This window comes from Anabaena sp. WA102 (assembly GCF_001277295.1).
Classification (GTDB): domain Bacteria; phylum Cyanobacteriota; class Cyanobacteriia; order Cyanobacteriales; family Nostocaceae; genus Dolichospermum; species Dolichospermum heterosporum.
The window spans coordinates 1995347-2009422 of sequence record NZ_CP011456.1 but is presented as its reverse complement, the minus strand read 5'-3'; the positions used below and the strand labels follow the sequence as shown (position 1 = coordinate 2009422).

The window sequence follows — 14076 nt, the reverse complement described above, 5'->3', positions numbered from 1 at the left end:
CGTTGCTCCCGTTAAATGGCAGTAACTTACACACCTCCAAAAGTATTCGCGTTTAAGGAAAATTGTATGGAAATATTAACTAGCAACAGACTCAAGCTTTGGCAAGAAGAAAGCCGTCTTATTATTCCAGAGAACTTCAAAGAATTCCGTAGCCTAGTTGCTCAGGCAAAGGATTATGTAGAGAGTGGCGAGTATACTATGGCTGCCGTATATGCAGAAATGGCTGCTGCATATGCAATCGGAAAACATTGTGGTCTTTTTGCCAGTCCAGAGCTTGAGCGCATTTTGGTCGAAATCGGACAAAAGGCTCTAAAAAGAAGTGCTTATCCTAGTAAGAGTCTGTCTTTGTCTAGAACCCACAGAAATGTATTGCACGTTGCCACCTCTACAGGGGTTATTGGTGGACATTCCAGAATGATGTGGCGTTGGATTCAGCAAGATACTGGGTCTTCCCACTCTGTTGTGTTAACGCGGCAAGCACCAGCTAAGATACCAAAAGCTCTGAGAGAAGCTGTGATTAATAGTAAAGGCAAGATATACGTGCTGAACGAAGGATTCGATGATCTGATCTCCTGTTCCCAACGCCTGCGGGAAATTGCATCTGGAGCAGATTTGGTTGTGCTTCATCTGTTTGGACAGGATGTTATTCCTATGATTGCCTTTGCCAACAAGGAACAATCTCCACCGATTCTCTATCTGAATCACTTAGACCACTTGTTCTGGCTAGGAGCTGGTATTAGCGATATAGTGATTAACCTCCGTGAGTCTGCTATGTCTTTATCACATATCCGTAGAGGAATCGAGATAGATCGTAACATACTGCTTCCTATAACTCTAAGACCTACTCAAAGAATACTGTCCCGTGCAGAAGCCAAGCAAAAAATTGGTATTGCTGAAGATAGTATTTTGCTACTCTCCATCGCTAGGTCTGTTAAGTACAAAACAATAGACGAAATAACTTTCGCTGATGCACATATACAGGTATTGGCTAAATACAAGCAAGCTATTTTAGTGGTTATTGGACCGGCTAATGGTGATGAAGATTGGTCCGTAGCTATTCAGAAAACCCAAGGGAGAATTCGAGTTCTTGCTGAGACCGAAGATACTGCTGTGTTTTACCAAGCTGCTGATATCTATGTGGATTCATTTCCCTTTACCTCGATTACATCGCTTTTAGAGGCAGGTAGTTATGGTGTACCTTTAGTAAGCCAATATCCTTACCACTCGAATTCAGATGCGTGCAAAATTCTCGGTTCCGATGCACCAGGTCTGACTGACAATATGCTTCTTGCAGGTGATCTGAATGAATACACAAAAATTCTCTCAAATTTGATTCAAGACGAAGAATTTCGCCTATCTTTGGGAGAGAGAACTCAAATAAAAATTACAAATTTCCATACGGGTACTCACTGGCAACGTTTCTTGGAAGAAGTATACATTCGAGCAGCTAATGTATCTAAAACTAATATAAATTTAGATTCAAAGGATGATCAGATGTTTACTGGTGAACCAGATGTTTTTATACCATATATACATGGATGGGATATTAATCTAGATTGGCATATCTGTCTAATGCCAATCCATCAACGATTGCGGCATTGGCTCAAAATAGCTCAAAAGTATAATTGGCGCACAAGTATAAACCTATTGCTACCACACAGGACACATGGATATTTAAAAGACAACTCTGAAAATTAAATTGGCAATAGGTTATTTGTTAGTTTGGCGAGCATCCACTTTTGGCAGATATATTTTTTTAGATAAACCATATCTTAAGGTTTTTAGAGTACCAGAATTATGTTTTTCAAAAGTGGATACTCTGCCAATTTGTGAAGCTAAAACAATTAGGTAATGCACTCATGACTGATTTTCTCTATAGGCTTTTATATATTACAAAAGGAAATTACAAATCGCTCATACAGATGCTTGTTTTATTCCTTTTTATTTCTAGCTTGGAAGTTTTTGGTACTGGAATAATTAGTCCATTCATTACGATCATTACTAAACCAGATACAATCAAAAGTATTGACTGGTTATATTTAATTTATAACCAGATGAATTTTCACTCTGGGGAGCAATTTTCTATTATTTTCGGATCGTTGGTTATTATTACTTTTTATCTGAAAGCATTTTTGGCTTTTCATGCTCAAAGAATGGTGTTCAAATTTAGCAATAGTTTAAGAAGAGACATATCTTGTAAGCTCCTAAAAGTATACATAACTGCTCCTTACCTCTACCATTTGCGGATTAATTCAGCAACACTTGTTCAAAATATTATTGATTCAACAGATGCAGTTTCTTTTGGTGTAGTATCTAACACCTTGACATTTGTATCTAACACTATAATTGTTCTGGCATTAATGCTACTTTTAATCAAAACCAATACAATCGCCTTGATTATTATTGTCGTTCTTCTAGTTGTTTCCTTTGGGTTATTGCATCCAATGAAAGATCGTTTAGCTCATTGGAGTGAACAGAGATTTCATGCTTATGGCGAAATAATTCGTATTACAAATCATGGATTAGGTAGCTTGAAAGAAACTCATGTAATTGGTTGCGAATCCTATTTTAATGATCAGATGGAGGAACAATCGAGAATTTACGCTAAAGTTAACACTTTACTCTCAGCCTATAGTAATCTTCCTCGTTTTGTGCTTGAGCCATTAATGATGAGCTTCTTGATTGGCTTTACATTTTTATTTATCACCTTCAATCAGGATGATACACAAAGCCTGATTGGGGTTTTAGGAATTTTTTCACTCGCTTCAGTTCGTCTGATAGCAGCTTTTGGAAATTTAATCTCTGGCATTAATGTGATTAGAGGTAACATTTATTATCTTAATCGGCTATTCTTTGATATGAAGGAGTTGAAAAAAGAAAAGCTGATAACCGACTTGGATTCTCATGCCTTATTGCCAAGCAACAACCAGCAAAAATTTCAGTTTTTCGATAAAGTTATTTTAGATAGCCTCACCTTTCGATATCCCAACACTACAAGAAATTTACTAGAAGATATTTCCCTATCTATTCGTAAGGGAGAGTCTATTGGACTAATTGGTAAATCTGGTGCCGGTAAAACTACTTTGGTTGATGTTCTTTTGGGTCTTTTTATCCCTCAATTTGGAGATATCAAAGTTGATGGTGTTTCAGTTTATAGCAATTTACGCGCCTGGCAAAATATGCTTGGTTATGTTCCTCAGTCTATATTTTTGATTGATGATACCCTTGAGCGAAATATTGCATTTGGAGTCCCTGACTATTTAATTGACCAAAATAAATTAAAGAAAGCGATTCAAATGGCTCAACTTAGCGAAGTGGTTGACCAACTTCCAGATGGAGTAAAAACTATTATTGGTGAACGGGGAGTTCTTTTATCAGGAGGACAACGCCAAAGAGTTGGGATTGCACGGGTACTTTATCACGAAAGAGAAATACTAGTTTTTGACGAAGCAACTGCTGCTCTAGATACTGAAACAGAACATCTGATTACTGAAGCAACAAAAGCTTTAGCTGGTACTAAGACCATCATTATTATTGCTCACCGCTTTTCAACAATTGAGCATTGCGATTGTATTTACCAACTTGAACAGGGTCGAATTCTCAAATCAGGCAGTTACCAGGAAGTGATTACAGGAAGATGCTGATTCTCACTTTTTAATCCTAGTGAAAGATAAATTTTAGAGGTAAAAAAATGTATAAACTTCGTAATAAAATTGCTTCTTTTTCTCGTCATACACCATATATTCGTGGCAAATTTCGACTAGGAAAAATAATCAGTCATTTGTTGAGTAATTATAACAACGATCAAGAATGCATTACAATTATTGAAATGCGAGATAAAAGTTTAATGCAATTAGATGTAAGGAGTGGAACAGAGCAATGGCCTTACTGGACAGGCAGTTATGATGATGAAATTATCTCAAAATTGTCTGGCTGTTTAAAGGAAAACTGTGTTGTGCTAGACGTTGGGGCAAATATAGGTTTATACTCAGTAGCATTAGGCAATAGGCTAAAAGCATTAAATGGAAAGATATATGCTTTTGAACCTGTGAAAAATAACTTTGATCGACTTATTAAAAACATTGCATTAAATAAATTGGAAGCAGTTGTATTAGCTCACGAAATTGCACTTGGCGATCAAGAAGGCTTTATCGAAATGGCAATGGCTAGTGATAACAACTCATTAACTGGCAATGCGGTAATGGTTAAAGGCGGAATTTCTCGTGATTTTTTTAAAATTAATATTAATAATAAAGCACACTTGAAAAAGCTGGATACCTTTGGAAAGGAGCAAAAAATTGAAACTTGTCACCTTATTAAGATTGATGTTGAAGGAGCTGAAGTTATGTTTTTGCATGGTGCTATATCTTTTATAGGTCAACATCGTCCAATTATTTATGGTGAATTTAATAACTATTTTTTACCACAGTTTGGCTCCTCATTTCTTGATGTAGTGAATCTTCTTCAGCCCTTAAAATATCGTTTCTTTAAGCAAATTTCAAATGCAGGATTTATTGAAGTATTTGATCCCAAAGCAGATTCTGAAAATATGCTGCTTACACCAGTGGAGATATCAGATTCAGTGTTGACTAAATTAGGAGTGTTAGGAGTGTGATTTTCAAATCTATGAAATATGCCAAAAAAGTTTCCATTAGACTCGACGGAAGGCTGGGTAATCAGTTGTTTCAACTGGCTTTAGCTTTGAATATTTCGCAGCGATTTAAGGTCAAAATCTTACTTGATGATCATTTATCCACACATAAAGGATTTGAGAGATTTTTGTTTAAGGAGTTATCCGTATTTAAATATTTTCAATATTGTTCTAAACTGCATTCATTCGCTAATAGAATTCAGCATAATTCTACCCTCAGAAGGTTTTACAAGGCAGATAATCTATTCATAGAAAGTGAGACGGGTAATTATGATTTGGATTTAGCAAAACCATATCAATCATATACAGGATTTTTTCAGTCGCCCAGCTTTTTCCCAGAAAGAGACGTAATTCTTAAAGCCTTCTCTTTAAGAAGTGAATTTATATGTGAACCGCTTTCCAGATTCTTGAATTTGGCTAACCAAACAGAATGTCTGGCGGTTAGTATCAGAAGAGGTGATTTTTTGGAAAATTCGCATTTGGGAGTCTGTTCAAATGAATATTATCTGAACGGCATTAATCTTGTTCGTGACAGAATATCTGTTGATTACATCTTTGTTTTTTCTGATGATATCTCGTACTGCCGTGAAATTTTAACTTCCGTTGATTGCGAAGTTATTTATATAGAAGGATTTACACCAGCAAAATCTTTGTATCTAATGAGCCAGTGCAAACACTTTGTAATTGCAAACAGTACATTTAGTTGGTGGGGAGCCTGGTTATCAGAGCATCAGGATAAGCTGGTAATTTCTCCTAACCCTTGGAATGACAAAGATACTGTTTTATCTGACTTTATTCCCCCTAATTGGATTACTTTGCCTAAACATCCCTTTTTGAGTAATTCACAGGTGAGGATCTGAATATGAGGAATCAGCTTCTCGTTAGCATTATCATTAACAATTACAATTATGATCGCTTTCTGGCAGAGTCCATTAATAGCGCCATTAACCAAACCTATCCTCATACTGAAATTATTGTTGTTGATGATGGTTCAACTGACAATTCTCGTGATATTATTGCTGGATATGGCGATCGCATCATCCCCATCTTTCAAGAAAACGGCAAACAAGCTGCGGCTCTAAATAGTGGCTTTGGATCAAGTCATGGTGATATTATCCTTTTTCTTGACTCTGATGACTGTCTCTTGCCTAATGCAGTTGAGCAGGTTGTAAAGGCGTGGAAGCCAGGAGTTGGCAAAGTTCACTACCGCTTAAAAGTCGTAGATACTGAAAAGCAACCATTAGGATATTACATTCCTACGACTGAAGCAAAGTTGTCTTCTGGAGAGGTGTGGCGGCATTTGCTAGAAACCAGTGGCTATACAAGTACGCCGATGAGCGGTAATGCTTACAGTCGGACTGTTCTAACTAATGTTTTCCCAATTCCTGATGACTATAAGACCACAGCAGATGACTATTTGATGATCTCAACACCATTTTATGGTCAGGTTGTGAGCATTGAAGAAGCACTTGGTTTATATCGCATTCACAACAGCAACCAATGGGCGTTAACATCAGTTTCGGGCAGCCGATTTCGCCGATTTGTTCAACATGACTTGCAAAACTTTTCCCTACTGCTACAACGAGCTAAGGAGTTCGGACTGGAAGTTCCTAATGACTTGGAAAAGAGATCCCTGGGTCGTTTGTGGTCACGTTTAGCATCTCTGCGTCTAGAACCTCAAGCCCATCCTGTTTCTTCAGATAATTCACTTCAACTTATTTATTGGGGGTTTTGGTCTCTCTGGAAATATTCTGACTTTAACTGGCAGAAACGATGTATTTACAGCATTTTTTTTCTCTGGGTTGGACTGATGCCAGTTCCACTAGCAAAATTGGGTTTTACCTGGTTATATGCTCCGCACCTTCGTCCAAGAACAATTGATCGGATATTAATTAAAATTCGCGCATTAGTTAAATAAGCCGCCAATAATAAATATTTATCAAAGATTCAGATTTATGAAGACTCCATTTCGTTTAGGCATTGTTTTTACCCATCCAACTCAACATCACGGACCTCTATGGAAAAAGCTGAATGAACAAGCGGGTCTTTCAGTCAAAGTATTTTATCTGTGCAATGAAAACCAAACGAGTGGTGACATTTTACTGGGTAAAAGTTCTCAACCTTGGGATGTTGACTTATTGAGTGGTTACGAGTATGATTACCTCAAAGATTTGTCTGGAAAAGTTCCATCCCAACAAAAAAAGAACGTTATCAGCCCAGAGTTGTTTAGTTATCTAACCTCAGATAATTTCGATGCCATTTTCATGCAGAGTTTTGTGAATTACTCCTATAGATTAACTGCTCTGCTGTGTAAACTTCGTGGCATTCCTTTAATTATGCAGAACGATGCAACCATCATGTCCGATTGTCGCTACAGTCGCTCGCGGCAAATTATGATGGCGATTCTTTACCCCTGGATGCTTAATTTAGCAGATTACTGGCTCTCCTGTGGCGACCATAATGAAATTCACTTACGCCATTATGGTGTTGCAGACGAAAAAATTGTCCGTGGGTGTCACCCCGTAGATGGTGAACGATTTGAGCAATCAATTAGGCAAAACCAAGACGAAATTCAGAAAATTCGTCAGGAAATTAGTTGGAATGAGGATACTTTAATATATGGGTTTGCAGGTAAATATATTGAGCGTAAAAATCCCTTTGAATTTATTGAAGCTATAGAAAAAGCCCATCAATGTGATCCGCGTGTCAGAGGAATCATGATTGGTGGAGGTGACTTAGAATCCGAGATTAATCAACGTCTTAGCCAACTGCGTAATGCAGAGGTGATCAATCTGGGTTTTGTGAATCAAGCCAAAATTCCTCTTTACTATGCAGCAATGGATGTGTTTGTAGTCACATCCTGGATTGATCCCCATCCTCTTGTGGTTTCAGAAGCAATGGTGTCAGGTTGTCCACCTATTTTAAGCGATCGCTGTGGTAATTGGGGGTATAACGATACAGTTCGCCATCGCTACAACGGTCTGATCTATCCTTGCGGTAATTCTGATGTCTTAGCGGACAGAATGCTAGAAATGACTGATATTGAGACTCGCAAGCATTACAGCACAAAGTCTAAAGAAGTCTTTTACGAACAAGATATCTACTGCGAAGTCAAAGCTTTTTTGGAAGTGATAGAACGAATCAAACGCAATTATCCAAACTATTTCTGAATCTGTAGTTAGACTCAAACAGGATTCCATATATTCTCAAAAATTGGTTTCTCAGGGATTTGTGAGAGCTAAACAGTTGACTTGGAAAAAATCAGCAGAACATTTAGTTTCAATTTATGAGCAGTTAACAAGTCAACAATTAAAACTTGCAGTTGCAAACAATAGTTTAGTCTGAAAGCCGTTTTTATTCTGAATAAATTGGACAGACACACTAACCAAGTAAAAAATGACAATTCACCTCTAATATTTAAGGGAGAAAGAATAATGGGTGATTGCAATCACTTACAAGTATTTAATCAGGTAGCTAAGGAGTCAATTCTTGACATAGCTATTATCACAGGACAAGAACCTCACATTTTACCATCTATTAAAAATCCGCTGCTTTGCAAATTATTTAAAGCAATTGGTTTAACTTTATGCCATATAGATATGGGCAAGAAGATTAGAATAAACAAGAACAAACAAGTAATAATTTTGCATGGTTTCTCAAATGAATTTTTAATTTTCACCTATTGCTTTTCTCTGTTTACGACCAAAAATGTTTATATACTTACTCATCATAATATTCAGCAAGCTTTTGATAATTTACCATCAAGATTTATGTTAAAACTTTACAATCTGCTAAATTATAAATTTATTTTAAATGAGACATTTATGATCTTAAAATATATTGGCTTTAGCGATAAAGATATAGATAAACATATATCTTTGCTTCATCCTGTTGTTCAATCAAAATTACTTAATGTATCTAACAGAGAATTAAATCAGCAGAAAAAAATCGGGTTAATTGGAAAATATAGACAAGGAAAGAAAATGGAAGAAACCTTAAAATTATTGCTGAAAATACAAAAAAGTATAAATTTTATACTGATTATTGGCACTGATGATTTATCGCCATTTACTGAATTAGAGATAGATAACAATCGCATAAAGTTAGTTAACACCTCTAAAAAAGATGATTATCATACTACATTGACAGAATGTGATATTATTATTCTAAATTATGAAAAATCGAAATATTTTTACCGATGTAGTGGTGTTGCTGCGGATGCAATTGGAACTAAAACTTTTGTCTTATGCCCCAATTTTCCGTTAATGAATAATCAGATAAATTACCCTACTCAAGTTGGAATTTCTTATGAAAATGAATCTGATTTAGAAACAGCAATACAACAATCATTAGAGTTAGTAAGCAACGATTTTATTTCATTTGAAGAACATTACATAGAGCGTTCAATAGGGAATATTTCATCCGATTTAGCAAGACATTTAGAAGCAAAACTAAATGTTGTTAAATAATAGATATTTTTTTGGTTTAGAAGATGAAGAAATATACATTGCTTGAGGTAATGAAATGAAAAAACTTTTGTTAGTTACTTTTCCCGTTGATCTTGGTAGTACAACCTTTGAAAAGCGTTTTATTGATCTCTTTGAAAATAGACCTGAAATAGACCTCAAAATTTTTCGTTTTGTACCAACTCCTCTTAATTTGCATCCACGCATCAATGTATTTCAAAATAGATTTAAAATAAACTTAAAAAATTTCCGTTTTCAGCGAACTCCTCGTCATCCGCATTCACTATCTATTTTTACTATACATTATTCATCCTTATTTATCTCCCGAATTAGAGAGTCACGAAAACTTCATAAGATTATACACCAAGCAAATCGGGAGGAGCGAAAAGTCTTATTTATTGGAGTATCTGTTGCACTATTTGGATATCTTGCTACTGGAAATAATAGAAGTTATATAGTTACAGACTGGACTAGAAAACTCTATGAGCCAATCTGGAAAATCTCAACGTCTCCAGGTTGGTTAACACACATTCATAAAAAGATTCTGAATTCACAAAGATATGTACTTGGATTAACAAATGCTATAGTCAAGCAAATAGCTAAAGACTATGACATCCCTGACAGTAAGCTGAGAAAAGTTAAATTACCTTTATGTTTTGATCTCCAACTATTTACACCCAGTTCCCAGCGTGGAGATCAAGAAGTTCGTATTCTCTTTGTAGGAGGAGATTTCCAGCGTAAGGGGGGAAATGTACTTTTAAAGTGGTTTAAGGAAAATTATAAACCGGGCTTAAAAATGACAATGGTAACAAGTTTTTCTATTGAATATCATCCGGGCATCACCATAGAAAAAAATGTTGAATATGGACAACCTAAGCATATTGAACTGTACAAAAGTCATGATATTTTTGTATTGCCAACTAACTGTGATAGTTATCCATCTGTTTTAGGAGAAGCGGCTTGTGCTGGGTTGGCAATTCTCACAACAAAAAATGCGTTGGGTGCCTCTGAAGTTATTCAAAATGGTGAAAATGGCTATATTTGTGATTCTCCAGCAGCACTGCTTGAGAAGCTAACATTACTGATTAAAGATAAGGATTTACTAGCAATAATGAAGCAGAATAGCAGAAAGTTAATGGAAAGAGAATTCTCTGATGAAGTAGTTTTGAATCAGTATATGAGATATATTTTTGAATAGGTACTTTTCTGTTTAAAGAAAAGTGATATACAAGAATTATCCAAAAGTTTTAGCTTTACAGATGAACAATTTTATTGGACAAAAACATATGACTGTTGGAAAAAAATTTTTGGACATCGTTCGAGACCAATATCCAATGCGCCGCTTAACGGCAGGTTTGATGGGAAGATCTGGGCTTGGTAAGTTGTTTAAAATTAAGATCAAGGTTCAGGACTATAAAATTTTTTTTAATCCAACTGGACTTAGTAGTCTCTATTGGTACGAACCAACTGCTGGGAAGGAAGACTATGAGTTTATTTCCAGTTTTTTAAAAGAGGGTGACATATATATAGATATAGGAGCAAATATTGGCGTGACTCTGATACCAGCAGCTAAATGTATTGGAGAGACTGGTAAGGCAATAGCTTTTGAGCCTCACCCTAAGACATATTCATATCTTCGCAAAAATATAGAGTTAAATAATTTGAGTAAAGTGCAAATTCACAATTGTGCTGTAGGAAATAGCGAAGGATATATTTACTTCACTAATAAGTATACAGATGAGAAAAACCAAGTTTCAAATACATCTGAGAATAGTATCAAAGTTCCAATTGTATCTCTAGATAATTATTTAAATGAGATTAGTAATATTTCTCTTTTGAAGTTAGATGTTGAGGGGTATGAAAAATACGTTCTTGAAGCTGCTCAGGAAACTCTTGAAAAAGTAAATTGTATTTATTTTGAAGTATGTCCCAAAAACTACGAGAGTTTTGGATATCAACCTTCAGATGTCCTGACATTGGTGGAGAAATCTGGGTTTAGACTTTTCAAGAGAAAGGATGACGCAAAAGAACTCGTTTCTGTAAATAATCAATATCTGCCTTTATCCGGTTTGGAAAATCTATTTGGTATCAAAAATGTAGAGGATTTTCAAAATAGAACTCAATGGAAAGTAAAGTTTGAATAATGCAGAATATCTATAAAGTTTTGGAAGTAAAAAGTTGTGATGTATAGATGATGTATTTGCGTTTACCGACAACTAATAAACCGAATAGAAAGGGATGGATTGATAATACCAGCTTAATTATCATCGCTTTCTCTGTAGTTTTCTACTCCCGAATTTTTTGTTCAATTACTCGCGCTCCCTCCATCCTTAACCTTGCTCACTTCGCAGTTGTTCCCTTTGTTTTAGGAGTTGTATTATTCACAAGTCGCACTAAAGATCACAAACAAATTGCGATTACCTATTCTTTTTTATTGGGAATTTTCATTTTTCTCGTCGCCGTGTTGGCTAGTGCATTATGGAATAACACAGGCTTAATTAACGCCATTGTCTCTTTCATGATGCTTTGCGAACCCTTCATTTTCCTCGTGTCCATCGTCTGTATTCCCATGTCTGCTGAATCTATTACCCGCATCAAGAAATGGCTGATATGGTCTGCGGTGATTAACTTTGTCCTCGCTGCTGTCCAGAAACCTCTAATTGATGCGGGGAAACTTTATGCTAACGGATTTAATGGCACGGATGGATGCGGTGGAGTCTTTTTCGTTTCTGGGGCGGGAAATTATGTATCGGCTTCAGTATCAGTTGTCTTTGCACTCTACTTCTTCACTAATAAAAAAACTTTTCCATTATGGATGAGAATCGTAGCAGTTATCGCCGCTTTTTGGCAGATTCTCTTTTCTGATTCCAAACAACTTTTACTTGCTTATTTAGTTGCCTGGGTTCTTTTAATCTTGGTGAATTCAAAGGATTTTGGTAAAACTATCAAACTTCTGAGTGCGATCGCTCTCTTTGGATTCGGATTTCTTTGGTGTGTGCAAAACTTAGAAGCATTTGCCGCATTTACAGCCTGGGCGCGGCCGGAACTTTACGGAGCAGATGGTTATGCTTGGTATACCAAATTCTACTCAGTGCGTTCCATCTTATCTCATTATCAATCATCTCTGGATTGGTTATTTGGTCTTGGTCCAGGACACACTGTCAGCCGTTTAGGAGTCTGGTTTCTGAGAGATTATTGGTCTATACTCGGACCACTAGGTGCTACCACCAATCCAATTAGTCAGGAAGCAATGGAATTTTGTGGTAATTCTTGGCTTTGTATGGGTTCTACGTTGTTCATGCCCATTTTTGGTTGGGCTGGAATATGGGGAGATTTAGGACTTTTGGGTGTAGGTGCATACCTGTTTCTATTCTACTTAGCCTGGCAACATTTTGGTCTGGATGATTCCTTAAAAGTTACTTTACTAGCTGTTCTCGTCATGGGTTTTATTTTTACTCAAATGGAAGAACCAGGTTTTATGCTTTCTATCGCCCTAATTATAGGACTAGCATGGCAAGAACGACGGCTGAAGAAACAGAGGAGCAGGGAAAAAGAATTTCCCAATTACCAATTACCAATTACCAATTCCCTATGAAGATTTTAATGTCTGCTTACTCCTGTGAACCTGGTATGGGTTCTGAACCAGGTGTCGGTTGGAATATTGCCCGCGAAGTTGCTAAATACCATGAAGTTTGGGTACTCACCCGACCTGATGAGAGTCAGGATATCATCAACGCAGAATTGGCACATAACCCCATTCCCAATCTTCACTTTGTTTATTTTACCCTGCCCTTTTGGCAAGATAGCAGACGCTGGGGACAGTCTGGGGGAATGCAGCTTCACTATTACCTCTGGCAAATTCAAGCCTATTTTGTCGCCCGTGACTTACATCAGAAAATTGGCTTTGACTTGAGCCACCATGTCACCTTTGTTAAGTATTCCAGTCCTTGCTTCCTGTCACTATTACCCATTCCCCTGGTTTGGGGTCCTGTAGGCGGTGGAGAATCAGCACCAGCGAGCTTTTGGCAGGATTTTAGCTTAAATGGCAAAATTTATGAAATTGCTCGTAGCAGCGCTCGCTGGCTGGGAGAACAAGACCCGTTTGTCCGTCTGACTGCTCAAAGAAGTGCTGTAGTCCGAGCCACAACTAAAGATACAGCCCAGTGTCTTTATAAAATGGGTGTGAATCATGTGCAGATTCTGCCGGAATCAGGTTTATCAGCGGTAGACATAGAGCATCTGAATGAATATGAAATCCTTGATGAGCCAATAGTGAAATTTATCAGCATGGGTAGACTTTTGCACTGGAAAGGCTTTCATTTAGGACTGCGTGCTTTTGCTCAAGCAAATCTACCAAATACAGAATATTGGATTGTGGGAGATGGACCGGAATGGCATCACCTTCAAACTTTGGCATCAGATTTAGGAATTGCTAAAAAAGTTAAATTTTGGGGTAGGTTGCCTCGTGAAAAAGCTTTAGATTTATTAAAAGATTGTCATGTGCTAGTTCATCCTAGCTTACATGATTCTGGAGGGTGGGTGTGCATGGAAGCAATGGCTGCTGGTTGTCCTGTTATCTGTCTAGATTTAGGGGGACCGGCTGTTCAAGTTACAGATGAAACTGGTTTTAAAATTCCTGCTGACGAACCATATCAAGTTGTACGAGACCTAGCGGCCGCAATAATCCATTTAGTTAAAGACCCAGAATTGAGAGTTGGTATGGGTCAAGCCGGACGGAAGCTAGTAGGTGAAAACTATAGTTGGCAAGTTGTGGGAGAGCGGCTGCACAAACTTTATCTAGAGGTTGTCAGCAGAAAAGTTTCGGAAACTGAGGTTATATCTCAAGTTTTTTGAAACTTCTTTTAACTAATTAATTTTACCGAATTTCATAATATGCACATATTAATTGCTGCTTTACACAGACCTGCAAAATCAAGGTGTATTTGTAGATATACTGCA

Annotated in this window: 11 protein-coding genes; all 11 read left to right on the top strand. The window is 36.9% G+C overall.

Translation table 11 applies throughout. From position 1 onward, the window contains the following. The first annotated feature begins 66 nt into the window (after positions 1-66). The 11 genes from AA650_RS08880 to AA650_RS08830 all read left to right on the top strand — a co-directional run bounded on the left by AA650_RS08880 (position 67) and on the right by AA650_RS08830 (position 13971). On the top strand, positions 67-1698 hold the full coding sequence (locus AA650_RS08880; protein WP_053541232.1) for a glycosyl transferase family 1: 1632 nt from the start codon (positions 67-69) through the stop codon (positions 1696-1698). A 161-nt stretch (positions 1699-1859) separates the two neighbouring features. After that, positions 1860-3644 carry an ABC transporter ATP-binding protein gene (locus AA650_RS08875; protein ID WP_053538735.1) on the top strand — a complete coding sequence of 595 codons (1785 nt, stop codon included), beginning with the start codon at positions 1860-1862 and terminating at the stop codon, positions 3642-3644. A 47-nt stretch (positions 3645-3691) separates the two neighbouring features. After that, entirely contained in the window at positions 3692-4615 is a 924-nt protein-coding gene (locus AA650_RS08870) for an FkbM family methyltransferase (RefSeq protein ID WP_053538734.1), read from the top strand. Between the two features lie 11 nt (positions 4616-4626). After that, positions 4627-5511, top strand: coding sequence for an alpha-1,2-fucosyltransferase (locus tag AA650_RS08865; protein ID WP_053538733.1), 885 nt, complete (start codon positions 4627-4629; stop codon positions 5509-5511). A gap of 2 nt (positions 5512-5513) precedes the next feature. Further along, entirely contained in the window at positions 5514-6569 is a 1056-nt protein-coding gene (locus AA650_RS08860; RefSeq protein ID WP_053538732.1) for a glycosyltransferase family 2 protein, read from the top strand. 37 nt (positions 6570-6606) lie between these two features. After that, the gene (locus AA650_RS08855; protein ID WP_053538731.1) at positions 6607-7821 is read left to right on the top strand and encodes a glycosyltransferase family 4 protein; all 1215 of its coding nucleotides are present in this window, start codon (positions 6607-6609) and stop codon (positions 7819-7821) included. A 264-nt stretch (positions 7822-8085) separates the two neighbouring features. Then, positions 8086-9120, top strand: a complete 1035-nt coding sequence (locus AA650_RS08850) for a hypothetical protein (RefSeq protein WP_053538730.1) — start codon at positions 8086-8088, stop codon at positions 9118-9120. 55 nt (positions 9121-9175) lie between these two features. Beyond that, a complete protein-coding gene (locus tag AA650_RS08845; RefSeq protein WP_053538729.1) occupies positions 9176-10315 on the top strand; it encodes a glycosyltransferase family 4 protein in 1140 nt (379 codons plus the stop codon). 61 nt (positions 10316-10376) lie between these two features. After that, complete coding sequence (locus AA650_RS08840) at positions 10377-11261, top strand: FkbM family methyltransferase (protein WP_053538728.1); 885 nt, start codon at positions 10377-10379, stop codon at positions 11259-11261. A 47-nt stretch (positions 11262-11308) separates the two neighbouring features. Continuing rightward, positions 11309-12712: a hypothetical protein gene (locus AA650_RS08835; protein ID WP_199924409.1), complete on the top strand. Its 1404-nt coding sequence runs from the start codon at positions 11309-11311 to the stop codon at positions 12710-12712. Continuing rightward, the gene (locus AA650_RS08830) at positions 12709-13971 is read left to right on the top strand and encodes a glycosyltransferase family 4 protein (protein ID WP_053538726.1); all 1263 of its coding nucleotides are present in this window, start codon (positions 12709-12711) and stop codon (positions 13969-13971) included. Before AA650_RS08835 ends, AA650_RS08830 begins: the two co-directional genes overlap by 4 nt. Positions 13972-14076: the final 105 nt, after the last annotated feature.

Coding starts and splice junctions, on each gene's coding strand:
- AA650_RS08865 (WP_053538733.1), top strand. CDS start 4,627: ATGAAATATGCCAAAAAAGTTTCCATTAGACTCGACGGAAGGCTGGGT.
- AA650_RS08855 (WP_053538731.1), top strand. CDS start 6,607: ATGAAGACTCCATTTCGTTTAGGCATTGTTTTTACCCATCCAACTCAA.
- AA650_RS08875 (WP_053538735.1), top strand. CDS start 1,860: ATGACTGATTTTCTCTATAGGCTTTTATATATTACAAAAGGAAATTAC.
- AA650_RS08830 (WP_053538726.1), top strand. CDS start 12,709: ATGAAGATTTTAATGTCTGCTTACTCCTGTGAACCTGGTATGGGTTCT.
- AA650_RS08835 (WP_199924409.1), top strand. CDS start 11,309: ATGATGTATTTGCGTTTACCGACAACTAATAAACCGAATAGAAAGGGA.
- AA650_RS08840 (WP_053538728.1), top strand. CDS start 10,377: ATGAACAATTTTATTGGACAAAAACATATGACTGTTGGAAAAAAATTT.
- AA650_RS08845 (WP_053538729.1), top strand. CDS start 9,176: ATGAAAAAACTTTTGTTAGTTACTTTTCCCGTTGATCTTGGTAGTACA.
- AA650_RS08860 (WP_053538732.1), top strand. CDS start 5,514: ATGAGGAATCAGCTTCTCGTTAGCATTATCATTAACAATTACAATTAT.
- AA650_RS08880 (WP_053541232.1), top strand. CDS start 67: ATGGAAATATTAACTAGCAACAGACTCAAGCTTTGGCAAGAAGAAAGC.
- AA650_RS08850 (WP_053538730.1), top strand. CDS start 8,086: ATGGGTGATTGCAATCACTTACAAGTATTTAATCAGGTAGCTAAGGAG.
- AA650_RS08870 (WP_053538734.1), top strand. CDS start 3,692: ATGTATAAACTTCGTAATAAAATTGCTTCTTTTTCTCGTCATACACCA.